Below are 25,443 nucleotides of genomic sequence, written 5' to 3' on the forward strand. Positions count from 1 at the left end.
CCGCCTTACAGCACCTCAACTACTTCGAGTTCTTGGGTGATCCACTGCTTATCATGAGAGAAATTACCTTCCCTGGTAAAATTGTTGATGTTCCCTGCGCCAACGTTTAAGGCTTAAATCCCCTCTCCCCCTCTCCCCCTCTCCCCCTCTTTTCGAGCAAATAAGGTAGTCACATCGCAGAAACGTACCATCCTCATTATGCGCACCGGTTTATGCTCACCATCCCGTATGATGGTGCAGCCTGCTACCTTCAGGGCTGACACATCCTGTTGATCAGAAGCAAAAGAGCCACATGTGGAGGTTTTAATCCCCTCTTCGATAAGAGTAACCAGTTTGGTAGCAAAGGTCGGGCTCTCCCCATTTTCCAGTTGCCGACTCCAAGATGTTTTTCTTTTAAATATCTGTCATATTCATTTGATTAATTTTCCCAGAAAAATACTAAATCAATTTGAGATTAAACAAGCCCCCCTTCGAGGGGAAACAGTTTCTTTACATTCCTTGTCGGTCTCTAACAATAAAACACAACACATAAAATACATTAAAAACAAGAAAACATTTCTTTCAAATAAAAAATACCACCTATTAAAAAACCTTACGAACATAATGATAAAACTCTTCTTTTTCAATAGGATATAATAAAAGTAAAAAAAAGTTGCAGATATGCATGTATTTTATAATAATCGAAATGCATCATTGCAAATATAAGTTTAATGGATTTAACTCACCTTATATTTATGGAAATGAAATATAAATTAAACCCGGTTGTGTCGTTAGTCATAGTAATTAGTCTGTTTCTTATCGCCTCCAACACTATTATATATATGGAGGTGAATGAAATGAACATTCCGCTATCCTCTTATTTAATTGTTGTTATAGCCCTCTTTTTTATAAACATCACTGCTTTTATGTTTTTACAGATGGACTATATGTCTAACCGCATTGAGTTTTCAAAATTCGTGCTAAGCCTGACATTTTTTGGCTGTTTAGTCTACTTTGCCGAAACCATTATCATCATTCAAAAGCCGGTGAATGATGCACTAGAATTACAAATCAAAGCCAATGACACGGCAATATTTTATCTTTTCCGACAAATGAGTTTCATTATTTTACTCATACTGGCCATTTACAGTTATAAACTAGAACAATCCCAAATCCTGAATGGTTGTAGAAAAATCAAAATCATGGTTTATTGTCTTTTCCCAACATTTATCATGCCGATTATTGCTCATAACCTGAGTAGCCATAATGCGACATACACTTTCATGCTAACAAACTATTTGAGCGGTGATAAAAAAGCCATATGGAACATACAGTATATCAATGCATTGATCATTTTATGGTCTCTAACGTCATACTTTATAGTAAAGGTGACGAAGTTATCTTCTGATATCTGGAATGGTATGTTAGTTATTTGTCTGTCGGCAATTATGTATAATACATTCTTACTTTTATTAGATAAATATAACCTATCGATCTGGTATTTAAGCCGAGCGATTGAAGTGTTAAGTAAACTATTTGTAATTGGCACCCTAATGAACTGTGTCTTTGTCAAATTAAAGATTGCCAATCACCTCGCCATCCGTGACCCGATGACAAACATTCATAACCGACGATTCTTCTTTACCAGATTGGAAGAGATATTGAAATCTACTTGCCAGAATATCTGTGTAATGGTGATCGATCTAGATGATTTTAAAAGCATTAATGACACATGGGGTCATCCTACCGGGGATAGCACACTACTCGCCGTGGTGGATATTATTGGTCAATACATCGGCCCGAATGATATCTTTGCAAGAATCGGTGGTGAAGAGTTTGGTATTATTGTAAAAAAAAGCAGTTTAAAAGATGCAATTGAATTTTCGAATATGTTACGCAATAACGTAAAAATTGAAACCGCCAAAGGCAATAAATATAACATACCGAGGACGATCACCTTGAGTGTTGGTGGTACGCTCCTTACGTCTGGGACATATTCCGTGGGGGATGTAATAAAAGCAGTGGATAACGCATTATATTCAGTGAAGAACAACGGGAAGGATGGCATCATGTTCGCCGAAGTGAATTGAATTTCGCGCGATGATTTTAAAAGAGAGGACAGAGAGTCTGACTTATACCGGCTCTCTGTCTGTTAAAGTATCGGCTACATGTCCGGATCGCATCTAAGCCATGGGTGATGCTTTATGTATATCTGCGTTCCATTTTTTTGGTTTAAGCGAAAATGTATTATTTGGTATCTGATTCTTATAAACAACGATTTTCCCCGTTTTACCTAAACCAAGCTGTAGATGTCTTAGGCACGAGCAGTGACTCGCCTTGAAACCACCACGACAAGCAGGATTTTTATACCAGTGAGCTCATAAGAAATATTCACAGGGATGGCGCGAAACAAGCCGTAGTTCAAAGCATAATCAATTGCTGTGATACTCTCGAGATAAGAATATGTGCTACAGGAATCGAAAAAGCTGAAGAATGGATGTGGCTGGAGTCCGCAGGTATCGCTTACTTCCAGGGCCCCCTTTTTTCTGGCTACTCAGATGACGGCTTACCATTTGTAAGCTGGCCGGATCCTGTGGAGATTTAGTAACAGCAGAAAGTGGTGATGAATTTTAAGGCGTTTTACAGACGTTGAATTTGAGATCAATAAACGTCTGATTGACTTTTACTACCTATGCCCGCTAGCCGTGGAACCGTAGCAGCGCGAGAATAGATGAGGCAGGATGTCCCCGGGTTGCCGGCAGTTGAGACTACCGGAGGCGGAGTAGTGCCCGCTGAGCATTTCTTCTTGCACCCGGTCTCGCGTGCTATGGGAGACGTGAAAAACCAAGGGCCAGAACTAATTATTGAGCGGCTATAAATTCATAACGTCCGCAATGTGCCAAATGCTGACGCTCAGGAATTGAGTTTCAGGTACTTTAAAAGCGAGGCTAGCGACTTGACAGGTCCAGCGTGACAACTAGGTGAGCGGGTTTCATCCCAGGGCATTGCATCATCAGTGCAGAAGTCTCCTGCACATTCCATTTCAAGACGTTCGTCAATTAAACCGACAGGAACCCAGACATATGGTACGTCTCGCAGACTGTTAGGCACAGTTGAGCCACATACATTGCAAAAATCTGTACGGTACCCCGTTGGCTTAGACCATGAAGCAATGCAGTTTTCCCCTTTAATCCAGCGAAACTCACTGTCTTTGACTAGTGTGGCGAGATTGTAACCCACGCCGCTCTGCTTTCTGCATAGCGAGCAATGACAACGATAAAACACTGCTGGTTTATGAGTAAGTTCAAATTCAATTGTTCCACACAAACAAGATCCATTCATTTCAAAACCATTCCTGCAAGGCCTAAGAGATTTTATGAAACATTACCATCTTTTTTGTACTGAATAGGAGCGCTCTTTTTGGCAACTCAAAATCAGCTATCAGTCGGTCTGAATATCCGCTCTTCGCTCTAAGCGGACTGTAGTAGCACAATCACTAATGTTAATGGCTGAATCACCTGACTTTGAGCAGATCACAGAACCTCGTAGTATAGCGAGGCGAAAGCATTTCCCGCTTCATCTGCCAGGCAGTTTGGATCCCCTGCCCTGCAAAATACAGAGTTCCCCTTCCGTCTTTCGCATTGAGATGATCGAGTACTTCCATGAGCTTTTCACTGTTCTTTCGTGGTGCGTTGTCATCAAACAGGTTGAGTTGCGCTACGCCCTGACTATAGAAATCCCCAAGCATCACCCCTGCTTTTTGGTAGCGATGTCCGTCTCGCCAGATTACATCGAGGCATTTCGTCGCCGCGGTGATTATGTCCCTGCAGTCCTGGGTTGGAGTTAGCAGCTTTACTGATGCGCTGTTTCCGTAGTATGGCTCGTTAAGCGCAAAGGGGCTGGTTTTGACGAACGCTGAGATGAACCGACAATATTGATGCTCGCCACGTAGTTTCTCCGCTGCACGGGATGCGTATAAGCATATCGCCTGGCGCATCTCTTCGTAGGTGGAAATCCGCTGCCCAAAGCTGCGACTACAGACAATCTCCTGCTTTACCGGTGCGAACTCCTCCAGCCCGAGGCATGTTTCGCCTCGCAGCTCCCGCACAGTTCGCTCCAGAACCACATTAAAATGCTTCCGGATAAAACGGATATCGGTATCAGCCAGTTGAAGCACTGTTTTAATGCCCATTGCCTCCAGTTTTTTACTGATGCGGCGCCCGACTCCCCAGACCTCATCCACCGGAAGCAAAGCCATCAACTTCCTCTGTCTTTCCAGATTAGACAGATCCACCACTCCTCCGGTCTGCCGCTGCCACTGTTTCGCCGCGTGATTGGCCAGCTTTGCCAGGGTTTTAGTCTGGGCTATGCCGACACCGACCGTGAGGTGCGTCCTGCGCAGAACCGTCTCGCGAATTTCCCTGCCAAAGTCGGTAAGATCGCGACAATTCCGAACTCCTGTCAGGTCGCAAAATGCCTCATCAATACTGTAAATTTCGCAGCGTGGAGAGAGTTCCTCCAGCGTTGTCATCACTCGGTTGGACATATCGGCATAAAGCTCATAGTTGCTGCTAAACGCGATAATACCGTGCCGGCGAAACATGTCCTTTTGTTTGAAGTACGGCTCACCCATTTTGACGAAGGGCTTCGCCTCTGGTGAACGGGCGATCACACAGCCGTCGTTGTTTGACAGTACGACCACCGGACGCCCTTTCAGGTCAGGACGAAATACGGTCTCGCACGATGCGTAAAATGAGTTCACATCGCAAAGAGCAAACATCTCAGCCAGCCGATTTGATGATGTAAGTTACGACCCCGAACACATCGAGAGTATCCTCGCTACCAACGACTATCGGCGAATATGCAGGGTTCATTGGGTTAAGCTGAACCCGCGGATGCAGTTGCAGCTTCTTAACGGTGAATTCCCCATCCACTGCAGCGATAACGATATCGCCATGAACTGCTGTCCTTGAGCTATCCACAACAAGAAGATCACCTTCCCCTATGCCGGCATCCTTCATGCTGTCGCCGGCGGCTTTGACAAAATACGTCGCACTGGGGTGGTTAACGAGCAACTCGTTCAGATCGATACGTTGCTCAACGTAATCCTGTGCAGGGCTTGGAAAACCACATTGCACAAGGTCACTGTACAACGGGATCAGCATGATCTCACGTAACTCAACGGGCGTATAAAACTGCATAATTGACTCGCTCAGATTAACACTGTTTTTATATACAGTAGTTTTAGCAGAGCGACAGATCAATATAGGTTCTGGCTATCAATTTATGTCATTGCCGTAACACATTGATGTAACGAGTGAGGTAAGTCTTAAAGTGTTTTCAGGCCTTAGCTCTTTGATGGTTTTGCGAACAATGCGAGGTTAAAATTTTTCAGCTATGGCAATGCATTCATAGCAAATTGCTCACCTGCGATCTCTTGCATACGGTTCGCAGGTGAGCAAACTTAACCGGCTGGAAAATATTTATAAATCGTCTTCACCCCCTCCTATTACATCGGCTACCGACCCAATGTTTTAACTGCTCAGACCAGAAATATCTGGAAGCTTTGGGCGCCTTCTTAGAAGATAGGGGTGTGCGAAGACGCACACAGCAATGATGTTATGTAGTATTTTCCCCTTGAGTGTGCCTGCTCAAGGGGATTTTTTATCGCCGTATTGTACTGGCAAATATTTGTAAATAGTCTTCACCCCCACGCCTGTCACATCGGCCACACGCGACTGGACAGGCGGTTAGTCCGGTATGTTTCTCGCGCTACTACTGCTTACGTTAACGTCTGGTAATGATCTAGCGGCGCGACGTAAAGCGGCGTTGAAAGCAATTATAGTGACCGGCCGGCGTTGGTACTTCACACGGTTAGAATGGCTCTGAAATAAAAAAACATCTTCTGGATAGCGTTCTCTTCTACGAGCAATGATCCCCTCCACTGGAGGGGTTGATTCAACACGTAGCGCCTTCAGATGTCCCGGTTCCCGTATCATTATCGAACAACCATCAATGTCATCGTAACGGAGTGACAGCAGCCTTCCCGCACTTAAACGTGTGTAAAAAATCAACGCCCACAAATCAGCCCATGTATCGGACATGTGCATAAGGTTATGGTTAATAGTTAGAAAATCTCTAAAACTTATTATTTTCTTACTCATCACAAACAAACCAAACTGTTTTCAAAGCTGAATGAATTGATCAAGCCAAACGTAACATATCAGGAAAAGTAGTGAAATCTTTGTCTTCAAGTCGCCGGGAGGTACTTGTAGATTGTTTTCACGTCCACGCCTGTCACATCAGCCACCTGCTGCCGGGTAGCGCCGTTCTCCAGCATTCTGCAACTTCGCTCAATACCCCCTTCCCACATCAGCCGGGATTACCAAAACCTAATTTTCCCCATAATTATCAATGCATTAAATGATTAAATCATGAATCCATTTACTCGACCATTGATCTATTTGCCTTATAGAACTATTGTATAAATGTGTTTATTTGTAACATATTGAATCATTATATAATTGCACGGGGGATTCATGAAAAGCAAAAGGATTTTCGATTTGTGTGCATCACTACTTCTGATACTAATGGTTTCACCTGTCTTAATTGGTGTTGCAATAATTATTTCATTAAGTGGACACCCTCCTATTTATAGGAGTAAAAGAATCGGGCTAAATGGATGCATGTTTAATTGTTATAAATTTACATCAATGAAAGACATATCAACCTTGCCAATAGAGATACAAAATAATATATTGAAAGAATTACATGCTAAGGGCCACATGAAGAATGACCCACGTGTAACTAAATTTGGAAAATGGATAAGAAAAACGAGCATAGATGAATTACCTCAACTATTTAATGTTTTATTTGGAAACATGTCACTTGTTGGCCCAAGGCCTATATCTCAATATGAAGCAGATAAGTACGGAAAAAAAATTGAGTATTATAAAAAGTCCACGCCGGGTATAACTGGGATATGGCAAGTTTCTGGCAGGGATGAGGTAAAATACAAGCGAAGAGTTGCAATGGATATTCTTTATTATAAAAAAGGATGTTTATATTTCGATCTATTTATTTTATTAAAAACACCGGCAGTGGTATTTAAAATGAGCGGGGTTAATTAAATGATTGATTTCTTCACATCAAAAAAATGGTTAATTATAAGCCCGCACGCAGATGATGCTGAGCTAGGCTGCGGAGGAGCAATGTCAAGAGCGGTAGAAAATGATATAGAAGTTCACATTGCTGTAGTAACAATTAAAGGTGAGTGGCATGTGAGAAATGGTATCTATGTTAGCAGTGAAACGAGAAAAAAAGAACTTACAAACGCCATGCTCGAAGCCGGGGCGACTCTTCATATCATAAATAAAATTAATGATAATGAGGACTTTGATTTGTGTTCATCCAGTAAAAGTAGATGTGTAAATGCGATTGACTTACTTATTGAAAATATAAAACCAGATATTATTTTCATCCCTGTACCTTCATTCCATCAGGAGCATAAATGGGTTTATGAATGCTCAATCGCAGCCACCAGGACCACAAAAAATGCTGATTCACCCAAGTCTGTAATAGCATATGAGTATCCACCTGCTGGCTGGGGGGATTCAGGATCATGGAGTCAATCATCTGGATCTATTTATGTAGATATAAGTAAACATCTTGAGAGAAAGATATCAATACTTGGTAAGCATGAGTCTCAAATGTCAAATGTAGAGAACTCACTGATATCATTGGATGCAGTAAGGAGATTAGCATCCTTTAGGGGGCTTGAATCTGGTGTGAACTACGCAGAATTATTTTATCTATTAAGAAGCAAAATAACATATTAATCTAAATTATATTTCATTGCTAGTTAGATAATCAGAAAATAAATACACTGATAATAATTATGCGTAAGCAAAACTTACGCATAACTCACCAAAATAAACGATTATAAGATAAAAATTTATGTCATATGCTACTTCAACACCAAATTAAAAATCACTCCCTTGCACGTGCACGATGTATTGGCTCAGGATGGTATTTCTTTTCGTAATAATCTCATCAATTTGAATAAAGGAGCATGGTAGCCCCCTAGTCAATACTGGTTGCACACACAGTAGTTTCATCTCGAATACAGATCAATACAGGTATCGTCTATCGATCAACCACACCGACACAACACAATGATTTTTACTGGTGACCGGGAAATATTTATAAATAGTCCTCACACATCCGTCGATCACCTTGGAGACCTATTATCGGTTAACACTGCTCTCCAGCATTCGGCTTGCCCAATCGACAACATCAGGGGTCATTACCCGGCTACATCCGCCGATACGCCCCTGCTCTCTTGCTACCGCCAGTCCAGCGCGTGTCCTCTCCACTATCAGATCTCGCTCCATTTCCGCCAGGGCGCTCATGACGTGGAAGAAGAATCGCCCTGCTAGCGTACTGTATCCTGAGCACGATGAGGCCATTCTGATCCTGACCTGCGGGCGTAACAACACAACCAGCGTCAGCGAAGTGGAGAATAACGTCAAAAGTATCGTCAGTTACCTGAAGCCGCTTGGTGCGCTGCCGTGTATCTGCCCTCAGTTTACCCGCGGTGATGAAACTCGCGGTTCTGCTGGCTATCAGCGTATCCATGCCATAAACGCAGGGCTGAAAGCGGCCTTTCCGGAGTACTACTGTGAAATTGATGGCGTTGATCTGCTGCAGAACTTCAAAAACCACTACAACCCGGCGAATGCAACCGATGTGCAGAATATCGCCGACGACACCACACCTGCTTCCCTGAAATACGACACGCTGCATCCGTCACAGACGCTGATGAGTGGCGCGCTGTACGTCGGGGCAGAAGTCAACGCAAATTTCGTTTGCCAGTTTCTCAAACATAAAGGATGGGTTAAATAATGGGTAAGGTCGAACAGAGCACCGACTGGGTGAACGACACCGGGTCAAAATTATATTATTTCCCGTCCATCAATGCCGGTACGCTGGGAATGATCGATGTGAAACATAACTGGGCAGGAGGGGCGAATAACCTGGCTCCCGGTGCCCAGCTCAAAAATCTGTGCTTTCTGGATGACCCGGCCAGCGTGGGTTCGGTAGCTCTGAACTTTGACAGCACTTCCGGTGGGCTGGTTTTCGATAAAACGTCGCGCCAGTACCTGCGCCTGCCTGCGGGGTTTATTCCGACAGCGGCCATGAAAGACTACATGCATACGTTCTGGCTGAAAATCGATCCGGCGAATGCTGGCGCTGATGGTTTCAGTAATGTCTGGGTGGGGATTGGGGCAACCAGTTACGCCACTACCGCTAACCGGCTGATTCAGGTCTATCCTACCATCACGGCTGGGGTGATCACGGCGCTGACGGTGTGCGTGCGTGGCATTAACTACAGCATTAAGGATTACATCGGCAGTCTGGCCGACGGCAATCTGCACTGCCTGAGCGTCCGCTATCAGGAGTCGGCTGATGGCACGCAGCAAAAGGGGCTGGTTTATCTGGATGGGGTCCTTGCTTATGAGGGCGTCTGGACGGGGAAAATTGCCTATCCGACGGCGACTATCAACCTGAATGGCATTGGTTCAAACCTGGCGGATACCACACCCTTTGCAGGTCGCTTTTACCGTGCGCGAATTGACGATCTGACTCTGGTCAGCAAAACAGCGCTGCAGGTCATTGCGGAGGAGATGGCGGCTGTGTCGGGAAGGTTTAGTTAACCATACCCCCGGAGACTGCCGGGGGATGATTTTAATTACACCAGAGTCGACAGCAGTACATCAAAACTCGTGAATTGCTGAGCCGGGGAATAATCTTCCGGCACAAAATAGCGATACACCTTAGCCTCAAACGGTGCCGAGACGTAAAGCACGTCACCGCCGTTTCCTGGTGCAGCACCCAGGCGCAGAAGTGTGGGAGCGCTGTTGCCGAGTACCGAGTAGACCCATCCAGAACCTGCATTTTCCGCCAGGACAATGACAGCGACAGTATTCCCGGAAGACGTGTATTCCACCGAAAAATACACCCTCCGCTTGCCCCCCTGAACGGTTGCCGCCAGTGCTGCGGAAGTGTTTCCCCTCTCCGGCGGGACATACGCGATCTGCTGTTCGCTCCACGCAGACCCAGCCCATGTCGCAACGTATACCCCGAACTTACTGAACCAGGTCCCGGAAGGATCATCCACGGTTCTGAAACGGTAAGTGATATGCGACAACCCCTCGCCATCAAACGCAAATTTCGCAGACTGAATCCCCATTTTCAGCCCGTCACTTATCGCCGGGTTTTCACCCGGCTGCAATGGCTTATACGCCAGCTGTCCCTGCGTTACCGGCATTGGCAGGGGCGTGTTATTTATCGTTCTCATCAGTCCATCGGTACCAATGACGCCATATTCCCCGACATGGCGGACGGCAGAAGACGGGTAGGCCGACCACTGAAACAGAAGATGGACGCCGTCCTCGTTAATGGCTATATCATCCGGGTAAATAGCGCGGTTGGCTGTTTCAGCCACATGCGCATAACGGGTCCATCGCAGCGTGCCGACGTCAAAGCGGTAAAGGATACCCCCGCGTTTATTTTCCCCGGTGGTGCTCCGGCTGGCGACCCGCATCAGACAATACACATCACCATCTGGACCTCTGCCGGTGATCGGGTACGTCCAGACCCAGTCCACATCCGGAAAGTCCAGGGTCGCATCCACCATTTGCGACACGTCGCCAGGGCGCGCGCTGCGAAAGTACCGCAGCAGGTTAACGTGCATCGACGTAAACACGTGGATATATCCCGCACCGTCCACAACCACAGATGGCTGATTATGGCCCACGTCATTGTTAAATTCCGCGACCGTCCCGTCGACGTTCTTACACATTCCCCGCGTGAGGGTACCATCGGCATCACGGCGAACGATTTCGACCTGATGATAACCGGCGGTACCGTACTCTTTACACAGCCCGTAACATTCCACTCCCTGAAAGCTGTCAAGGGGATGCCACCACCCCGCCTGATTGCTCTCAGATGCCTGGTCTGAAATAACCGAAATCGACAAATCAGCCATTCACCGTTACTCCCAGATAACGCGCCCGTTTAATAAGGCGTTCTGCCACCCGTTCCATTTCACTGTCACTGAGCTTTCGGTCATAGAAAGCCGAACCATAGCCTGCCCATGCTGCTGCCAGGCCTGCCTGATTGGTCCCTCCCATCCAGGTGGCAGTCGTCCCGCTGTTCACCGCCGTGGAGGTGGATTTCTGAATACCTGAAGCCGTCACAATACCAAACGCATGCCCGGTGCTGTCACCACACAGGAATACGGCGAACGCGCCCGTTGCAGGCGCAGTGATATCCGAAACGCTTGTACCGGCATCCATGACGCGCTGAAGCTTTTTGCTGGCATTCGTGCTGATACGAATATTGCGGTGACGCAGTATCCCTGCATCCGGGCCCACGTCGACCAGCACGATGAAGGTGTAAGCATCCGGCGTAAAGGTACCCAGAGTCAGACGGCTTTCCGTACCCGCTGCCGCTGCAACACCTTTTGCTACCAGCTGAGCAATACCGGACAGCGCAAAGGTACCTCCGAGGCTACCGAAGTTTTTAAGGCGCCGACCTGCCGGCAGCAGATCGCTTTCCAGATTGGCCCAGGCTAGCGGGCCAGTGACCGGCGGAAGATAATTATTTGCGTACGCTGATGCATCAGTGCCAGCGGCCATAATTGCTGTGCCCATAGGGAGACTCCTTTACTGTAAGTTAAGTGCGCGCTCAGCCATACGCTGGCGGGAATTGTGATAAACGGCCTGGACCTGTTGCGCAGAAAGTGAATGGTCGAAGTAGATGAATTCAGCGATGTCGAGATTTTTGGTTTTGAACATGGCGTTATCACACCACCCGTTGCCAATGGCGATGTTGCGGCCGGAAAGAATCAGGCGATCTGCATCGGCCTCGCGCAGCATCTGATATTCTTCGCCACCCACGCTGATTGCCTGGTAACGCAGTCCGCTGCCCTCAAGTTTCACCACATGTGAAATGAACAGCCACTGGCCGACAGGCGGCTGTAGTGTCGGATAATGCCGGGACGTTCCCCGGTAACCGGAATTTTTCACACGCAGCCATCGCCGATCATCCCTGTCGGAAAACATCGACAGCTGATTGCCGGTGTAGGTGTCGTCGTCATCCCGAAGTGAATACCCGTTCTGTGTGCCGTAAATCACCACGCAGTCGGTTAACGGGGCCTGTTCAGGTACCCTGACCACCGCGCAGACAGTGTATTCCCCGGCATCGGGGATATCGGTCATCAGCGCGCCGCCCCAGGCGGAGATCGAAATGTAATTGTTATTGAATTCCGGCGCGGCCTGCGGTGTCAGCGTTTTATACCCCACACGGCTTGTATACGACGTGGACTCATAGCCAAACAGCCAGTGCGCTGCTGCGCTGCTCTCCAGTACAGAGGGCACAGGTTCGACGCTACCGCCGCCTCCATTCTTGCTGACCACATCACCATTTAATTTCACGCCTTCGATAACATACCCGAAGGGGTCAACGGTACAGCGTGCCCAGTCCGGCGCGTCAAATATGATGTTATCCCCGGCATACAGCCGCCCCTGCTTATCAACCAGAATCAGCTCGTTCCCGAATTCATCAGGGAAGGAAATAAGCGACTCTGAATCTGACAACTCATTATTTCCGGCAACCAGCGCGCCTCTTTCGGAAAACAGATTCACCGCATAACCGAAATCATCAACCAGCGTCAGTAGCGGACCTGTCTCTGACTGGATCAGTCTGAGTTTTCTCGTTTCGAAACTATTCTCAGTGATCCGCCCGGCTTCATATCCCCATTCATCGCATAAAGAGAGCATGGTCTGGTCATCGCTGCTGAATATCAGACCTGTTCGGGCCATGACCTCCGCCGTTACCGCCTGGCTGATGGCCGCCACCAGGTCATACGAAGGCATTTTTCGCCCGGTTGCGGTCAGAGTCCCGCCAACGTTCATCACCTCGATTGCGAGCGCGCTGTCATCCGGGCTGCGGTAATACGTGGTCGATCCTACCGGAATATTCGCGATATCCGCCTGGGCCGCTGCCAGCGTCTGGTATTGCTTGCTGAGCGGGATGATGTTTTGCCGAACTTCGTCATTCTTAGCCATCATCTGGCGCCAGGTATCGAGCGGTTCGCCTGCGCGGTCGTTAACCGTTCCGGCCGGACCGTTCACCAGTTCGTCAGCGCGCTTAACGTTGTCCATGAATATTTCAGGCGTCGTCGTTCCCAAAGGCGGGTTAAGTTCGGCCATGTTTTTTGCTCCAAAAAGGCGTTCGCCCAAACGAGGGTTTGAGCGAAAGAAAAGTTGAAAGGGATTTTTTTGGTATTAAGCAGCGTCGCCGGGGTATGTGGCGTCGTCGTACTGGTAGAACGATTCGAGATATTCTTTAGCGGTGACCTGGCATGTTCCGTCAGACTGCGGGGCGATCTCCTCTACAATGGCGTCGTAGACGTGGCGCGTTGAGCCGCAGAACACCAGGCGGATCGGCTCGATGGTTGCCGACGACAGGTCAACCTTCATCGGGTCATCAAACGCGCTCAGGTGCGGGACTGACAGCTGAAAATCGCCTACCCTGCTCGCCACCATCAGCCCGGATGCAGAACCATCCTGATAGCGGATCAGCGCGCGGGGATTTTCGAAAGACCAGTCCAGCGGCTCCGTAACGGTGAACGTTGTCACGCCACCAGCCGTTGTCATCGCCTCCACCAGACAGGAAATCGTGTTGTTACCCGGAATATCATCCGTGAGCACTATGCGATCGCCCGTGTTGTAGCACAGCGCGTCCAGCTCGGTAGTGGTCTGGAACGTCACCCGCTGCTGCAGGTATTTCATCAGGCGGCGCATCCCGATTTGGTAGGCGTGATCCTGATTCAGTACCCCATCGAGTTTGTAGTTCTCGATTTTCACCGGCGTGGGATTATCAGGCGTCCGGCATTTAACGGTCTCCTCTGCCCAGGTAGTCCCGTTGATGTATGTCACGTCGACGCCATCAAAATCATCGTCGGACGGTACGGTAAATCCGCTCTGCAGCTCCTCCACCATCTCATGCGGAGTGATCACGCCAGTCCAGGGCTTAATCCCCTCACGGTTGACCGTCGCCAGGCCATCACTCAGCAGAAAACGTGACTTCCCGGCATTGGCTATCTTCTGCAGCATTTCCAGCGCTGAGATACTGTCGCCCGTGGCGAAATCGAAATACTCGCCCCGTGGCGTCCAGTACGCGTACTCCAGCGCGTTGATGGTGTCGACATCCATCTCCAGGCCCAATGAGTTCCCTACATGCAGCAGCGCTCCCGAAATGGTTCTGGCCGTTCCTGAGTCGTAGGCCCGCGTGGCCACAACGTTTACGCGGCGGTCCGACTGCGCCGCCAGCTTCCCGCCCGTCTCAACGGTCACCGCCATCAGCGACACGCCGGGATAGGATGAAGGGCGCGTCAGCAGTCGCCCGCGCAGTGCCTGCCAGTACATACTGTCTCGCGCGTTGTTTGAGCCCTGCTCATTGCGCCGACGGCAGCGAACCTCTACCAGCCCCGGAGAGCTGAGGGTGATCCGCTCAGTGAAACCTAACCCGTTGACGTTTTTCAGCGCATACTCGCCCTGGTGACTCACCCACCCCGATCCGGAACCGTAGACGCGATACTGTATCTCCCACTCCACGTGGCGGATCCGTTTTTTGCCCTTACTGTCAAAGCCACAGATGCCGTTCGGGAAGGAGAAATTCACCTCGAACATATCGACGGTCTCATTTTCAGGGCAAACCAGGAACGGCCCAAGCCAGCTCAGCGTGTCGTTAAGACCAGTGGCCTCATAGTCAATCATCGTCCGGGCGGTGAATCCCGGCCATGACTCATCAACGGCACCATTAACCAGGCGCGCCACCGCCGCCGTCGTGCCGTCGGTAGAGACAATGCGGTACTCATTCCCGCGGTGAGCAAGTGAAAGCCGTTGCACCCCCTCCGGCATGCCGGAAAAGCCCGTTCCCGTGGCGCTGTTATAGGCAAGCGTCACATTCGCCGTTACCGCCGGGCTGCCGCCGGTTGATGCCGTGCCGGAGATGTAAACCGGGGCATCACCGAAAACAGCTGCAGGCAGCGAAGAGGACGTGATCTCCCCACCCGCGAACGGACTGGCCGACTCGGTTATCAGTACGGTGCCGCCGTTGTCCTGCGCAACCAGGCCGGAGCCGGTGAGTCCCTCGGTGATGGCCGCCAGCAGTCCCGACATCGAGACGTAGTTAGCCACCAGCGACACCGGGTAGGTAACCCCCTGCCAGGTGATCGTGAACGTGCTGGAGCTGGTCGAAAAATCGTAGGTGGTCGGGGCCGCACTGGCCTGGACTTTTGCCGCACTCCCCCCGGTGCCGGGCACTGCAGCCTGACCGGGGGTATATGACGCGATAAACAGATCGTAATCGACAGAGTTAAACCCCAGCGTCACCGGCATACCTACTACCGGCGCGATCTCCGTCAGCAGCGGGCTTGCGATAACGCTGTATCCAGCCGCCGTGGTGATCTGGTAGTTCGCCGGGGCTTTAAGTTCGACCACGGCGCCAGCGACCCAGCTGGGCGGCAGTGCGTTATCGTTCTCGTCATTATCGTCATCATCATCCGTATCCAGCCCGGTAAACGTCACGCTCGATCCGGAGACGGTCATGCTGTCTGCGATAATGTCGTCTGCGTCCGGCGACGTCTGGGCCATATCCAGCCCGGTGCCGGATGACGTCCCGCCAACTTCGGTGGAGTTGACCCAGTTTTCGCTGCGCTCATCACCGGAAACGTCCGCGCCTGGCGGGTAATGGGTGCTGCTGAATCCCGGTAGCGTTGAAGCTGGCGTACTGCCAACCCTGATATCGCCATTGGTATAAATCAGATCACCGACACCGAGACACAGCAGCATCTGGACGCGCATTTTCGTAGGATCGGCGGCATCAAACCGGGTAACCGGCTGCACCACATAATCAGGGTAGATACGCACCCGGCCAAATACCTCACGAATGGCATCACCGAGTTTTGCGGTATTCGCCTTTGCCGGGTTCAGGTCGAGACTCCGCCCTGTGGATGAGGTATAGCCGCCCGTATCGATGTTGCTCATCATAAAGTACGAATAGGCTGCAGCGGCAACGGAGATACCGACGCCGATCCACGCGATTGTGGCGGCCTCCAGCCCGAAAGGCACCGGATAAAGCCGGACATCACTATCAGGGTGGATCACGAAAATAGCCCATTCGCCTGGCGGAATTGACTGCCCCTCAACCTCAACGGTCAGCGGTGGGACATCCCGATCCTCGTAGCCTTCAACATTTGCCACCAGCCAGCTGCGAATACTGGTTACACCATGCTCATGCGTTTCGAGTGGTTCACCGGGAAGCCGGGACGGGTAAAAACGAATGGTCATTGCCAGAACTCCACTTTGACAAATCGCCGCTTAAACCGTGACAGCGGCAAGAAAGTGACGTTGGTACCGGGATTACATTCCGCCACATGCAGCAGACCATCGATACTGACCACGATCCCTACGTGGGAAACTGTTGAGCCCGAATAGCAAGCCACTCCGGCACCTTCACAGGGTTCACAACGTTTCAGCGAAAGCATCAGCTTTCTCGCTTCCCGGTCGAGGCCCCCGCCGTCTTTGGTCACACCTGCAAAATCCGGCCATTCAGGTAGCCCCAGGTCGCGACGTATCTCATTTACAATGCCGAAACAGTCGAGCTGCGGATATACGCGCCCGCCCTTCTGCCATTTAACAGAACGGTATTTATCAGGGTTGAACATTGGGATTCCTTAGCTGATATAACGCAGTCCTGGGAAGACAGGGAGCGTGTAGCGGTAACGCGGCCAGGCGGTATCAAGGATATTCATATAACCCGCGGTAATCTGCGCCTCTGTCGCCGTCCAGTAACCAGACTTGATTTTCAGCGTATACGGCACTTCCGCAGGGGCCGCTAAATCCGTGGAAATATAACGCCGGTACGTCAGCAATGCAGACAGACGGTTAGCCAGCGCATTGCGGATCGCCGTGGACACAACACCATCGATATTGCACAAGGCAAATTTGAGGTCCTGCGTGCCGTCCGCATTGCGCGCCGGCAGCGCAATGTCTATCGCACAGGCTGAAAACGTTACGGTATCGCCGTTCTCCGTCGTTGCCGTGATGTTCTCGTAACCATGGCACAGATAATGGACGTCAGAACCAATGGTGATCTGCAGCGTTTCAATGATCACCTCCGGTCCGCTGCTGGCGTAGAGGCGTTTAATCTGCGTCATGCTTCGGCCACTCCTTATTCAGCGCAATATCCAGCAGTGAGCTGCCGACGATCCATTCCGGGTAATTACCCCATGGGGCAGGAGCAAGGGGGCGTTCCCATAATTCAAGCGTCGCTGTGTACTTCCAGTAAATCGGGGCCACCAGTACCGGTCCCTGATAAATATCTGTAAAGCGGCATTTGTAAAACTTAATGCCTGCCGGCGTCTGCAGCTTCATCATGAACCATGCAGCCCCGTCAGATAACGCATCACGGAACCAGGACTCAAACGCCAGTCCCTGCGCATCGGTTTCCATAAACCAGGTGATGCTGGCCTGCGTCGGCGTGGACGTAAAAGCTCGCCTTTGCCTCGCGCGACCGGTGGTTAACTGGGTTCGTTTTAACGGGCTTACAGGTTGGAATCCGTATCCTTCCTGTAATGGCATCGGAAGACTGTCATGCGGGTAGTAGATATCAGTCATCACTCTACCCCTCTGCCTGAATATTTACTGCGCATTGCCTTACCAACTTTCCCGTCCCCTCTCAACAATTGCGCAGCAACCTGATCCAGGGCTTCCGTTGTCGCCCGCTTCTGCGTTTGAGCCATGGAGAGAGCCATCTGATCAGGTGTCACACCGGGCGGCGTATGGAAATGTTGCTCAATGGGAGCATGGATGGTGGTCTTGCTGCTGTTATCGCTGTTAACGTTCTGAACACCAGTACCAAACCCTGTACGCCCCAGAGTTGCATCAAGCGGTTGGCCATTTCGAAGTGCCTCAAGCTGAGACACGCCGATCCGGTTCGTTGACGCTTGGTCAAAGACGTACTCTCCTTTGTGAACAATACCTGCGGGCTGATACTTACTACCGGGGCCAGTGTAACCGCCGGAGGCGAAGCCAACTCCTGAAACAGCCTGGATATTTGAGACGATACTGGCAGTCTGCGCAGCGATTGAGGCCATAGCGATGATGTTGGCCGGATAAGGCGCGCTTACTGCCCCACTTGCTATAGCCTGCTGGATTTTCACCATAGAGTCAGCGATAGCGAATGCCTTGCTCGCAGCAAAAGCAACCTTGTAGATTGCCGATTGCTCACCAAACCCAGTTCGCATGATGTCGGCGGTACTGTCAAACAAGGATTGCGTGGCCGCAGATATGATGGTGTTTTTCTGAGCCTCTATGACCTGATTTGCATCCGCTGCACGCTGACGAATCGAGGTCATTCTGGCCTCACCCTCGGCAGTTATTTCGCCGGCCTTCGCATAAGCTTCCTCCTGAGCTGCCAGCCAGCGCTGGAGCTCTTGCTGAGCCTGGTCATATTCGTTGATTTGCCCCTGCATCCCCTCAAAAGTTCCAGAGAGTCGCCCTCCTGTGGGTGTCAGGTTTCCTACAACATTACGAACCGTCGAGGGCAGTTGCATATCGGTGTTTTGATAAATATCTGCCCGCGTTTTTTCATATTCACCGGGTTTAAGTTGCCCCGTTGCTTTGGCCTTCTCCAGCAGTTCAAGACGGGTTTTAAGCAGATCGTTGGTCCGCTCATCCTTCGTCTTTACCTGTTCCTGCATCTTCCGGTAATCGTCCAGGGTTTTTACGGAATTTTGCAGTGCCTCCTGCTGCTTATACGCCTGGAGGATTTCATCTGAACGGGAAAGAATCGACTTCTGGTCGGCTGTGAGCTGCGTTTTAGACTTGAGGTCAGCAATTTGCTGTTCGAACTTTACCCGCGCCTGGGTTGCGCTGTTAAGCTTGTCACTGGCATCCAGCTGGGACTGCAAGGCAGTTGTCTGCTGGTTTATTTGATCAAGCAGCCGGGTTGCCGCGTCCTCTGTATAGGCCTTTTGCTTAGGTGCCATTGGGTCCTTATACATCTCGTTAATACGTGAGACGTTTTTTGCGTATTGCTCTGCAGTAATTGCACCAGCCTTCAGGAACTCGCTTTGCTGCTTAATAGCTTTATTGCGCTTATCCGCATTGCTCAAATATTGCTGGTTAACGCGATCTGCTTCTTGCTGCGTTTTAATTCTTTGCTGTTCGGCTTCCTTAGCCTTCGCCTGTCCTTTGGTTACATCCCCCTGAAGATTGGCAACTGATTCGAGCAAATCTCTCTGTTTTATCATCTCCGGGAGGTTGGTAAACCTCGCGCTAAAACTGTTCCAGAACCCACCATCTTTTTGCCCTTTTTGGGCTTCAGCAATATTTTCGTTTAAGGTGGCAAGTTTATCCGTTAGTGTTTGTTCACGCCCAATATTGAGCATCGCATCCCAGGCGCCTTTGGCCGTTTTACCCAGCGAGTCCCATGCACTTTCAAGAAGACCAAGGTTTTGATGAATATCATTCGCACGCTGCTGCATGGCATTGGCGTAAGCATCAGTAGCCACCCGTGCAGCATCCTGCTGATTACCTTCATCCTGTAGCGCTTTAATCTGGTTGTAGGTTGCCAGTGTCAGAAAGTGGTATTGGTCGTTAAGTTTGGTTATAGCCGCTACTGGATCAGCAGCTAGATCGTTAAAGTCGCTCGCCAACTTTTCTGTAGCAATACCCGTCGCATCACTGATCTTAACAATAGCGATTGTCACGCGTTCCAGAGAATCTCCAGCAACTTTGCCGGATGATACCAATTGGTTAAGGGTTGATGCGGCTTTGCCAGTGGTTGAATCCGCAGCAATGCCTGCGCTGGCAGCTATATCGGCAAGTTGACCGGAGGTTTTGCCTACCAGATTACCAGTGAGAACGAGAGACTTATAAAATTCGTCCTGCTCCTGAGTGCCTTTGTAATAGGCCAGACCAAGAAAACCGACCGCCGCAGCTGCAAGAGTGAAAGGGTTAACCAACCCCATAACATAGGTGCCCACACCCTTAATTGCCGGACCAATACCACCAAACATATCTTTTAACTGCCCGCCCTGCTGCATAAGCACCATAAACGGTGACTGACCTGTAGATAAGCCGACAATAATGTCGGTCATCTGCGCTGGGATCATGCGCATGGCAAAGGCAGTCTGTGCGGCTGATTGGCCGGTTTTTCCAAGGTCGTCACGAAATCCAGTTAGCCTGTTTCGTGTTTCCTCGATTTTCTTTGAATAAAGATCGAATGTATCGGCATCTACCATCCCCTTTGATTTGAATTTCGCAAGATCTTGCTGCTGTTTATCCAGTTTGTTCAGGGCGGCGTTTACCGGGTCGATGCGATCTAAGAGTTCAGAAAGAGACTTTTTTTCTTCATCAGTGGCCTTTGTCACCTTCACTGCGCTGATGGCAGCACGTTCACCTGCCTGTGTCATTTTTACCAGTGCAGTTGCGAGATTATCGGCCTGTTTCTCTGCTCCGGAGCTATCAATAACAATGGCAAGGCGGGAGGTTTGTTCTGTCATTTAACGATCTCCGGACAATAAAAAACCCCGCCGGGGCGAGGTTAGATTTTTAATAAACAATTACTGTCGATATACGATAATTGTTGCGATTATTGCAACAGAGACAATCGCTGCCAGAATTAACCTGAGACTTTGCTATCTGAACACTTAATAGTTTTAAGAGATTCAAGCTGCTGAAGACGTGCCTGCGCCTTTTTACGCGCTTCACTTTTGGCCATACCATTACCGATACCGAAATCTCCCAAAGCCCCCAATACGGTACGCCCATCAAACTGACCTGTAGTTTCGATTTCGTTCTGAATGCTGTGCGTTTTTGCGATTTCCTGCTTAATTGCGGCACAATCTAACGCAGCAGACTCTTCGCTAGTTACGGACGGAGCTTGCGGATACTGCTTAGTAGCGCATCCAGAAATAACAAACATCCCAGCTATTACCATCATTAGTTTCTTCATTTTATGTTTCCCGTGATTACAATCAGAAACATCCTAACATATAGAGGCAGCTAAACAATGATTAGGTTATTTTACTATCGCCCGCCTTTTTTGCTCTTCGGCCCACTCAGCCCTCCAGGCATCATCGAGAGCCAGTATCGCTGCGTCAAACTCAATGCGCTCGATCAGGATGGTGCGCGATGCCAGGTAAAGCTCAATATCATTCAGGGATAGAGGGAGCGGCACCCCGGCCATGCCGGCATACTTCCTGCCGCGCGATATCATGGCGTAAGCGCTGAGGATCTCCCCAGTAACTGCATCGATTTCAGGCTCCGGAATGGGCGGGAGATTTAGTTTCTCCCTGCGCCACTTTGCTTTCTCGCCCTGCTCGCCGGCGAATTCCTTTAGCCATTTTTGGGCCTCTATGGCTTTTTTACGGTTTCCTGAGTCTGCTGCTCTTTACCCTGAGCAATGGACGCCGCCTCAGCCAGAATAAGCCAGTACAGAGAGGGGTTTTGTTTCAGTAACGCAACACCACGCTCCGGAGTATACGTTACGGCCGTCTCAGTACCATCCACCAGCTCCCCCACGCCTTCCCAGTCTTTCAGAAGAAAGCGCGCGCAATTGTCGATGAGAAGATCATCAACCGAGTCAATCTCGCCCACACTGGCAAGATCGAAAGCATCCGTACCGACCTGGTAGCTCGCGTCCATTTTGTCGATATGGCGCCGCACCAGCGCATTGCGTGAGCGGTATTGTGGATTCTCGCTACTGGCCACCAGCAGACGGAGTTTAAATAGCGCCTCGTCTTCAGGCGTGAATTTCTTTTTACTTCCTGCTGGCTTTTTGTAAGGGAAAAACCAGCGTTCTCCGTTCAAATCAATTTGAGAAGAAATAATCAGCATAAAGACTCCCAAAAAAGCCCGAGCCGCGATGACTGCAGAACGGGCCAGGTAAATTAAGGCGCGGTAACGATGATTTCAGACGTTGCCGTAAAGGTGCGGGCCTTACCGGTGATGGTTGCAGTACCGGCTGCGTTACGTGTGACTTTCGCTGTTTTCTGCCCGGTAGAAACCACGCTGGCGATAGTCGGATCCGATGACGTCCACTGGACGGTATCAGTTGAATCAGCTGGCGTAAGCGTGGCGGTTAACGTCACAGTAGATCCCACGGCCCCAGTTGAAGTGGCTGGCGCAACACTGATTGCCGTCGCCGGCACTTTGGGAACGCGGGTGATAGTTGGCGGAGTATTGGCCGCGGTGATATCCAGCTGAACCTGAACAATGTCAGTGCTCCCCGCATCCGGCCAGTCGCCAGAGATCTGCACTTCCGGGAAATCGAAGGTATAGGCGCCTTCAGCATTCTCCAGGGTGAAGCTAAACGGCACCGTTTCGCCGGTGAACGTTTTTTTGTAAACCTCCCAGGCTGCCTTTGACCATGACAGCGTGATTTGACCTGACGGGGTAAAGGTTGTCGGAATGTTGGCGCCGGCGAACGCCGAACCGGTACCGATGCAGCGCTGAGTCTGCATATTGTTGTTGAACTGAATGTTAAAGGTGTCGACGCAGAAGCCTGTCCCGCCATCAACACCATTCAGCCGGATGTTCGTGACCTCCTTGAAGGAGTAACGCAGCGCCCCCGCTAAATCCACTGGCGTGGTGAAATAGCTGGTATCGTCCCCCTTCGTCTCCCAGTCCAGCCCTGCAAACGTAATGGTTGCAGTGATATCACCATCGGCCGGGATTTCCATCTGGAAGGTGCCAACCTGGCAACCGCGGGCAATCTGGGCGATCCCCACATCACTGGCAAAAGTCGCCACGGAGAACGTAATGCGACCATTACCCATCGTCAGCACGTTATTTACCCATTCGGAACCGAAGCAGCTGGCAAGAAAATCATCATGCTGGTTCCAGCGAAACCGCGTGCCGACATCGCCGCCGACATCCACTGTGCCGCGTGAAACACCCTGCGCCATGCGGTCACCAGCGATTTCGTCATTGTCGTTGGTGTTCTGCGTTGGTTTCAGACCAAATGAAGAACGACGCAGCAGGTTCCACGCCCCTGCTGTAGGCGTGATTCCTGGTGTTGTCTCGCGAATAAACGCGGCTACTACTTTTGCACCTGAGCTCACAGGAGCCTCCTGTTTTTTGTGCGCTACAGAGCGCGATAAGGAATTTGAAGATTGAGCTGTAACCAGCCATCGGTCTCACCCGCCGGCACAGCAGAAACAGCGAAATAACTCAGCTTTCCGTCGTCCTTAAACTCGAATAGCTCCGTTAGCTGGTCGGCCGTTCGGGAGATAAGCAACGTCCCGGATCCGACCGGAACAAACAGCTGAATGATGAGTAAGCCCGTCCTGTGGACGACCGGCCCATTCCCGATCTCGGTTGCGCCAGCCTGTCCTGCAATGTTGGTGAGGCGGGCCCAGATATCGCGGTTGCTGGGGTCAAATACAGGACCATTGGGATAATCCACCGCATCAGAGGCAATAGCGGTCTGTGCCGCCATTCGGGAAATGACAGCGTTTCTGATTTCTGTAAGGGTCATTTGTAGGCCTGAATTACACCATTAAACGAGACGGCATAGACGCCTGTCGGCGCCTGTGTTGAGTGGCCATTCTCCAGAGGCACGGAGTAAGGCAGGTTCGACTGGATGTAAATCACCGAGTAGGCTGGCGCCTGGTCAATGATATTTTTGCCATTAAGAAATGTCATTGTCCCGCGCGGATCCGGTTCGGTCGGGACGGAATGATTAGGTTCGCCGATGCTGACGAAATGCGATGCCCTGAAGGTTCCTGCGCGATACTCAGCCGGCCGCCTGATATCCATGCTGTCATTAACACGGACTTTCTTTCTGAGACGGCCTGTCTTTGTCAGGTTGGCAGGATCGGCATAAAGAGATTCGTTCCATTCCCCAACAGCTTTGTTGTACTGAACCGCGGTCGCGTTAATGGCCCACAGCTCCGGGTTTCCTACCGGCGACCGCTGAACGATTTCATTCAGCAGCTGAATGGCGATTGTCCGCTGGCGTAGTTTGACATCTTCTTCCACCAGCCCGGCGAATGCCGCCGGGTCAATGTTCCAGCCCTTAGCCATATCACGCCCTCCGCAGTTGAATGGAGTACGCAGCGCCAGCAGAGTCGGCAGAAGCGGTGATGACCTCGTAGCACTGAAGCTCACCCGTAACCGGATCCGGTGCGGTGATGATATGCCCGACGGCCGGCTTATCAGTCACCTCGTTAACCAGTGCGGTTAGCTTCACATCACCATGCAGAATGTTAACTCCATCGATACGGCGCAGCTTATAGCGCGCCAGCACTCCACGCCCCGAGTAAGTCACCTGCGTTTCAGTGCCGGTTTCCGTCACCGGGTCCCAGGCACCCCGAACGGTATATGACCCAGTGAAATCCTTAACGGCATCCTGCAGGTCGGTATCGAATGCCGCGGCAACTTCGGTTTGCAGCTCGTCACGAATGCCCATTGCACCCACCAATACGCTGCTGAGGTTTAACGATCACTGTACCGTGGAGTTTGCGGGTATAAATTTCGCCATTGCGCTTAACCCGCAGCGGGAGCGGAGCAAACTCTACAACACCCTTTGCCTCGTTTGCGTAAACGACATGTCTGATCGGGTTTCCATTCACAAACACATCGCGGGGACCGAGCCCGTCGCCGGCATAATGCACATATGGATTTTGCATGTTACCCCCTTACCGCCGCTCAATATGAGCATGGATAAAGTCGGTTTTAAGCGACTCCATAGCGCCAACCATCACATAGGGGCGTCCACCGTTATGCCAGCAATCAATCGCGTTACCCTCATCATCAAGCAGTATCACTGCGACACTGTGGCAGCCGCCGTTTTCGGCTCTCTCCAGAGCCTGTTTCAGCAGGCGAATAACCTGGTCGTTATCGAGGTTGTGATGGCTGGGCTTTTGAAATGGGACCACCTTCAAATCGGACATATCACGCCCTCACAAAGAACGTCTGGAAAGGGTTAATCATCCACGGTTTGAGCATATCCAGCGCCAGCTGCAAATCAGGATCGAGTAATTCAGTGCTGGTGGTTGAAAGCTCGGCAAAAGTACGGGAAACCTTCACATCGTCGGCCTCAACGCTTTTGCTCGTCACCACGCCGGAATCTGTTTTTTGCTGATACAGATTGCCTGCAGCGGCTACGGAAGCGATAAACGCTCCGGCTTGCTTAACTTCTTCAGGAATATGCTCCGGGTCGATATCCTGAAGGTTAAGCGCCGTCATCCAGGTGTTTGCCTGGAGCACGGCTTTACCCTTTTTGTCGGCGGCAGCCCAGGTATCCCCCAGCAACTCGTCAACGTCCTGGATTGTTATATAAACGGTCATCGGATCCTCACCAAAAGAAACGGGGCTTTCG

Annotated in this window: 27 protein-coding genes and 4 pseudogenes; 6 read left to right on the plus strand and 25 right to left on the minus strand. The window is 50.4% G+C overall.

Features of this window, described 5'->3' with window-relative positions:
• Window positions 1-5 precede the first annotated feature (5 nt).
• Window positions 6-401, minus strand: a pseudogene (locus tag IB144_RS15085) (ASCH domain-containing protein).
• Window positions 402-836: 435 nt separating this feature from the next.
• Here IB144_RS15085 and IB144_RS15090 point away from each other — a divergent pair.
• Window positions 837-2,069 (plus strand): GGDEF domain-containing protein, encoded by a 1,233-nt coding sequence (locus IB144_RS15090; RefSeq protein WP_223168850.1) that lies wholly within the window; start codon window positions 837-839, stop codon window positions 2,067-2,069.
• 284 nt (window positions 2,070-2,353) lie between these two features.
• Window positions 2,354-2,584 (plus strand): annotated as a pseudogene (locus IB144_RS15095) (EAL domain-containing protein); the annotation flags it as partial.
• 308 nt (window positions 2,585-2,892) lie between these two features.
• Here the strand turns inward: IB144_RS15095 and IB144_RS15100 are convergent.
• The 5 genes and pseudogenes from IB144_RS15100 to IB144_RS15120 form a co-directional block, all read right to left on the minus strand.
• A complete protein-coding gene (locus IB144_RS15100) occupies window positions 2,893-3,321 on the minus strand; it encodes a GFA family protein (protein ID WP_071845816.1) in 429 nt (142 codons plus the stop codon).
• A 172-nt stretch (window positions 3,322-3,493) separates the two neighbouring features.
• Entirely contained in the window at window positions 3,494-4,759 is a 1,266-nt protein-coding gene (locus IB144_RS15105) for a Y-family DNA polymerase (RefSeq protein WP_065799515.1), read from the minus strand.
• Window position 4,760: 1 nt separating this feature from the next.
• Window positions 4,761-5,180, minus strand: coding sequence for a translesion error-prone DNA polymerase V autoproteolytic subunit (locus IB144_RS15110; RefSeq protein ID WP_002901812.1), 420 nt, complete (start codon window positions 5,178-5,180; stop codon window positions 4,761-4,763).
• A gap of 549 nt (window positions 5,181-5,729) precedes the next feature.
• Window positions 5,730-6,152 carry a hypothetical protein gene (locus IB144_RS15115; protein WP_025983156.1) on the minus strand — a complete coding sequence of 141 codons (423 nt, stop codon included), beginning with the start codon at window positions 6,150-6,152 and terminating at the stop codon, window positions 5,730-5,732.
• Between the two features lie 77 nt (window positions 6,153-6,229).
• A pseudogene (locus tag IB144_RS15120) lies at window positions 6,230-6,337 on the minus strand (helix-turn-helix domain-containing protein); the annotation flags it as partial.
• Window positions 6,338-6,518: 181 nt separating this feature from the next.
• Here IB144_RS15120 and IB144_RS15125 point away from each other — a divergent pair.
• Window positions 6,519-7,109: a sugar transferase gene (locus tag IB144_RS15125; RefSeq protein ID WP_040146340.1), complete on the plus strand. Its 591-nt coding sequence runs from the start codon at window positions 6,519-6,521 to the stop codon at window positions 7,107-7,109.
• Window positions 7,110-7,817, plus strand: coding sequence for a PIG-L deacetylase family protein (locus IB144_RS15130; protein ID WP_071959684.1), 708 nt, complete (start codon window positions 7,110-7,112; stop codon window positions 7,815-7,817).
• A 411-nt stretch (window positions 7,818-8,228) separates the two neighbouring features.
• Here IB144_RS15130 and IB144_RS15135 read toward each other — a convergent pair.
• A pseudogene (locus IB144_RS15135) lies at window positions 8,229-8,423 on the minus strand (recombinase family protein); the annotation flags it as partial.
• Here IB144_RS15135 and IB144_RS15140 point away from each other — a divergent pair.
• Both IB144_RS15140 and IB144_RS15145 read left to right on the plus strand, forming a co-directional pair.
• The gene (locus IB144_RS15140) at window positions 8,389-8,883 is read left to right on the plus strand and encodes a hypothetical protein (protein ID WP_040221898.1); all 495 of its coding nucleotides are present in this window, start codon (window positions 8,389-8,391) and stop codon (window positions 8,881-8,883) included. The pseudogene IB144_RS15135 and the gene IB144_RS15140 sit on opposite strands and share 35 nt — an antisense overlap.
• Window positions 8,883-9,695 (plus strand): hypothetical protein, encoded by an 813-nt coding sequence (locus tag IB144_RS15145; protein WP_040221897.1) that lies wholly within the window; start codon window positions 8,883-8,885, stop codon window positions 9,693-9,695. The genes IB144_RS15140 and IB144_RS15145 overlap by 1 nt, the downstream gene beginning before the upstream one ends.
• Before the next feature lie 35 nt (window positions 9,696-9,730).
• Here IB144_RS15145 and IB144_RS15150 read toward each other — a convergent pair whose 3' ends face one another.
• From IB144_RS15150 to IB144_RS15235, 18 genes are all read right to left on the minus strand, one after another.
• The gene (locus IB144_RS15150) at window positions 9,731-11,029 is read right to left on the minus strand and encodes a BNR-4 repeat-containing protein (RefSeq protein WP_040146348.1); all 1,299 of its coding nucleotides are present in this window, start codon (window positions 11,027-11,029) and stop codon (window positions 9,731-9,733) included.
• Complete coding sequence (locus IB144_RS15155) at window positions 11,022-11,696, minus strand: hypothetical protein (protein ID WP_032412789.1); 675 nt, start codon at window positions 11,694-11,696, stop codon at window positions 11,022-11,024. The genes IB144_RS15150 and IB144_RS15155 overlap by 8 nt, the downstream gene beginning before the upstream one ends.
• A 12-nt stretch (window positions 11,697-11,708) precedes the next feature.
• Window positions 11,709-13,256: a hypothetical protein gene (locus IB144_RS15160; protein ID WP_264937768.1), complete on the minus strand. Its 1,548-nt coding sequence runs from the start codon at window positions 13,254-13,256 to the stop codon at window positions 11,709-11,711.
• Window positions 13,257-13,331: 75 nt separating this feature from the next.
• On the minus strand, window positions 13,332-16,400 hold the full coding sequence (locus tag IB144_RS15165; RefSeq protein ID WP_149359034.1) for a host specificity factor TipJ family phage tail protein: 3,069 nt from the start codon (window positions 16,398-16,400) through the stop codon (window positions 13,332-13,334).
• The gene (locus IB144_RS15170) at window positions 16,397-16,777 is read right to left on the minus strand and encodes a nitrite transporter (RefSeq protein ID WP_149359033.1); all 381 of its coding nucleotides are present in this window, start codon (window positions 16,775-16,777) and stop codon (window positions 16,397-16,399) included. The genes IB144_RS15165 and IB144_RS15170 overlap by 4 nt, the downstream gene beginning before the upstream one ends.
• Window positions 16,778-16,786: 9 nt before the next feature.
• The gene (locus IB144_RS15175; RefSeq protein WP_149359032.1) at window positions 16,787-17,269 is read right to left on the minus strand and encodes a DUF1833 family protein; all 483 of its coding nucleotides are present in this window, start codon (window positions 17,267-17,269) and stop codon (window positions 16,787-16,789) included.
• Window positions 17,256-17,729 carry a hypothetical protein gene (locus IB144_RS15180; protein ID WP_023159427.1) on the minus strand — a complete coding sequence of 158 codons (474 nt, stop codon included), beginning with the start codon at window positions 17,727-17,729 and terminating at the stop codon, window positions 17,256-17,258. Before IB144_RS15180 ends, IB144_RS15175 begins: the two co-directional genes overlap by 14 nt.
• Window positions 17,729-20,620 (minus strand): phage tail length tape measure family protein, encoded by a 2,892-nt coding sequence (locus tag IB144_RS15185; RefSeq protein WP_149359031.1) that lies wholly within the window; start codon window positions 20,618-20,620, stop codon window positions 17,729-17,731. The genes IB144_RS15180 and IB144_RS15185 overlap by 1 nt, the downstream gene beginning before the upstream one ends.
• 119 nt (window positions 20,621-20,739) lie before the next feature.
• On the minus strand, window positions 20,740-21,072 hold the full coding sequence (locus IB144_RS15190; RefSeq protein ID WP_023313119.1) for a hypothetical protein: 333 nt from the start codon (window positions 21,070-21,072) through the stop codon (window positions 20,740-20,742).
• 66 nt (window positions 21,073-21,138) lie between these two features.
• Window positions 21,139-21,306, minus strand: coding sequence for a hypothetical protein (locus tag IB144_RS15195; protein ID WP_087803953.1), 168 nt, complete (start codon window positions 21,304-21,306; stop codon window positions 21,139-21,141).
• A gap of 167 nt (window positions 21,307-21,473) precedes the next feature.
• Complete coding sequence (locus tag IB144_RS15200) at window positions 21,474-21,956, minus strand: hypothetical protein (protein ID WP_038992558.1); 483 nt, start codon at window positions 21,954-21,956, stop codon at window positions 21,474-21,476.
• A 53-nt stretch (window positions 21,957-22,009) separates the two neighbouring features.
• On the minus strand, window positions 22,010-23,182 hold the full coding sequence (locus tag IB144_RS15205; protein ID WP_059065381.1) for a phage tail tube protein: 1,173 nt from the start codon (window positions 23,180-23,182) through the stop codon (window positions 22,010-22,012).
• 23 nt (window positions 23,183-23,205) lie between these two features.
• Window positions 23,206-23,598, minus strand: coding sequence for a phage tail terminator-like protein (locus IB144_RS15210; protein ID WP_023282426.1), 393 nt, complete (start codon window positions 23,596-23,598; stop codon window positions 23,206-23,208).
• Window positions 23,595-24,146: a hypothetical protein gene (locus tag IB144_RS15215; RefSeq protein ID WP_038992555.1), complete on the minus strand. Its 552-nt coding sequence runs from the start codon at window positions 24,144-24,146 to the stop codon at window positions 23,595-23,597. The genes IB144_RS15210 and IB144_RS15215 overlap by 4 nt, the downstream gene beginning before the upstream one ends.
• Before the next feature lies 1 nt (window position 24,147).
• Window positions 24,148-24,531 (minus strand): hypothetical protein, encoded by a 384-nt coding sequence (locus tag IB144_RS15220; protein ID WP_023282424.1) that lies wholly within the window; start codon window positions 24,529-24,531, stop codon window positions 24,148-24,150.
• On the minus strand, window positions 24,518-24,751 hold the full coding sequence (locus tag IB144_RS15225; RefSeq protein ID WP_016946677.1) for a hypothetical protein: 234 nt from the start codon (window positions 24,749-24,751) through the stop codon (window positions 24,518-24,520). The genes IB144_RS15220 and IB144_RS15225 overlap by 14 nt, the downstream gene beginning before the upstream one ends.
• Before the next feature lie 9 nt (window positions 24,752-24,760).
• Window positions 24,761-25,015 carry a hypothetical protein gene (locus IB144_RS15230; protein WP_004190649.1) on the minus strand — a complete coding sequence of 85 codons (255 nt, stop codon included), beginning with the start codon at window positions 25,013-25,015 and terminating at the stop codon, window positions 24,761-24,763.
• Between the two features lies 1 nt (window position 25,016).
• Window positions 25,017-25,412 carry a hypothetical protein gene (locus IB144_RS15235; protein ID WP_008807837.1) on the minus strand — a complete coding sequence of 132 codons (396 nt, stop codon included), beginning with the start codon at window positions 25,410-25,412 and terminating at the stop codon, window positions 25,017-25,019.
• Between the last annotated feature and the right edge of the window lie 31 nt (window positions 25,413-25,443).

This window comes from Klebsiella sp. K4, from assembly GCF_014596785.2.
GTDB lineage: Bacteria > Pseudomonadota > Gammaproteobacteria > Enterobacterales > Enterobacteriaceae > Klebsiella > Klebsiella pneumoniae.

Excerpts from the sequence above, each read along its gene's own strand:
- IB144_RS15145 (WP_040221897.1), top strand. The coding sequence starts at position 8,883 with ATGGGTAAGGTCGAACAGAGCACCGACTGGGTGAACGACACCGGGTCA.
- IB144_RS15125 (WP_040146340.1), top strand. The coding sequence starts at position 6,519 with ATGAAAAGCAAAAGGATTTTCGATTTGTGTGCATCACTACTTCTGATA.
- IB144_RS15210 (WP_023282426.1), bottom strand. The coding sequence starts at position 23,598 with ATGACCCTTACAGAAATCAGAAACGCTGTCATTTCCCGAATGGCGGCA.
- IB144_RS15175 (WP_149359032.1), bottom strand. The coding sequence starts at position 17,269 with ATGACGCAGATTAAACGCCTCTACGCCAGCAGCGGACCGGAGGTGATC.
- IB144_RS15090 (WP_223168850.1), top strand. The coding sequence starts at position 837 with ATGAACATTCCGCTATCCTCTTATTTAATTGTTGTTATAGCCCTCTTT.
- IB144_RS15180 (WP_023159427.1), bottom strand. The coding sequence starts at position 17,729 with ATGACTGATATCTACTACCCGCATGACAGTCTTCCGATGCCATTACAG.
- IB144_RS15200 (WP_038992558.1), bottom strand. The coding sequence starts at position 21,956 with ATGCTGATTATTTCTTCTCAAATTGATTTGAACGGAGAACGCTGGTTT.
- IB144_RS15185 (WP_149359031.1), bottom strand. The coding sequence starts at position 20,620 with ATGACAGAACAAACCTCCCGCCTTGCCATTGTTATTGATAGCTCCGGA.
- IB144_RS15165 (WP_149359034.1), bottom strand. The coding sequence starts at position 16,400 with ATGACCATTCGTTTTTACCCGTCCCGGCTTCCCGGTGAACCACTCGAA.
- IB144_RS15155 (WP_032412789.1), bottom strand. The coding sequence starts at position 11,696 with ATGGGCACAGCAATTATGGCCGCTGGCACTGATGCATCAGCGTACGCA.
- IB144_RS15235 (WP_008807837.1), bottom strand. The coding sequence starts at position 25,412 with ATGACCGTTTATATAACAATCCAGGACGTTGACGAGTTGCTGGGGGAT.
- IB144_RS15150 (WP_040146348.1), bottom strand. The coding sequence starts at position 11,029 with ATGGCTGATTTGTCGATTTCGGTTATTTCAGACCAGGCATCTGAGAGC.
- IB144_RS15110 (WP_002901812.1), bottom strand. The coding sequence starts at position 5,180 with ATGCAGTTTTATACGCCCGTTGAGTTACGTGAGATCATGCTGATCCCG.
- IB144_RS15160 (WP_264937768.1), bottom strand. The coding sequence starts at position 13,256 with ATGGCCGAACTTAACCCGCCTTTGGGAACGACGACGCCTGAAATATTC.
- IB144_RS15140 (WP_040221898.1), top strand. The coding sequence starts at position 8,389 with ATGACGTGGAAGAAGAATCGCCCTGCTAGCGTACTGTATCCTGAGCAC.
- IB144_RS15215 (WP_038992555.1), bottom strand. The coding sequence starts at position 24,146 with ATGGCTAAGGGCTGGAACATTGACCCGGCGGCATTCGCCGGGCTGGTG.
- IB144_RS15225 (WP_016946677.1), bottom strand. The coding sequence starts at position 24,751 with ATGCAAAATCCATATGTGCATTATGCCGGCGACGGGCTCGGTCCCCGC.
- IB144_RS15190 (WP_023313119.1), bottom strand. The coding sequence starts at position 21,072 with ATGAAGAAACTAATGATGGTAATAGCTGGGATGTTTGTTATTTCTGGA.
- IB144_RS15130 (WP_071959684.1), top strand. The coding sequence starts at position 7,110 with ATGATTGATTTCTTCACATCAAAAAAATGGTTAATTATAAGCCCGCAC.
- IB144_RS15170 (WP_149359033.1), bottom strand. The coding sequence starts at position 16,777 with ATGTTCAACCCTGATAAATACCGTTCTGTTAAATGGCAGAAGGGCGGG.
- IB144_RS15220 (WP_023282424.1), bottom strand. The coding sequence starts at position 24,531 with ATGGGCATTCGTGACGAGCTGCAAACCGAAGTTGCCGCGGCATTCGAT.
- IB144_RS15230 (WP_004190649.1), bottom strand. The coding sequence starts at position 25,015 with ATGTCCGATTTGAAGGTGGTCCCATTTCAAAAGCCCAGCCATCACAAC.
- IB144_RS15195 (WP_087803953.1), bottom strand. The coding sequence starts at position 21,306 with ATGGCCGGGGTGCCGCTCCCTCTATCCCTGAATGATATTGAGCTTTAC.
- IB144_RS15100 (WP_071845816.1), bottom strand. The coding sequence starts at position 3,321 with ATGAATGGATCTTGTTTGTGTGGAACAATTGAATTTGAACTTACTCAT.
- IB144_RS15105 (WP_065799515.1), bottom strand. The coding sequence starts at position 4,759 with ATGTTTGCTCTTTGCGATGTGAACTCATTTTACGCATCGTGCGAGACC.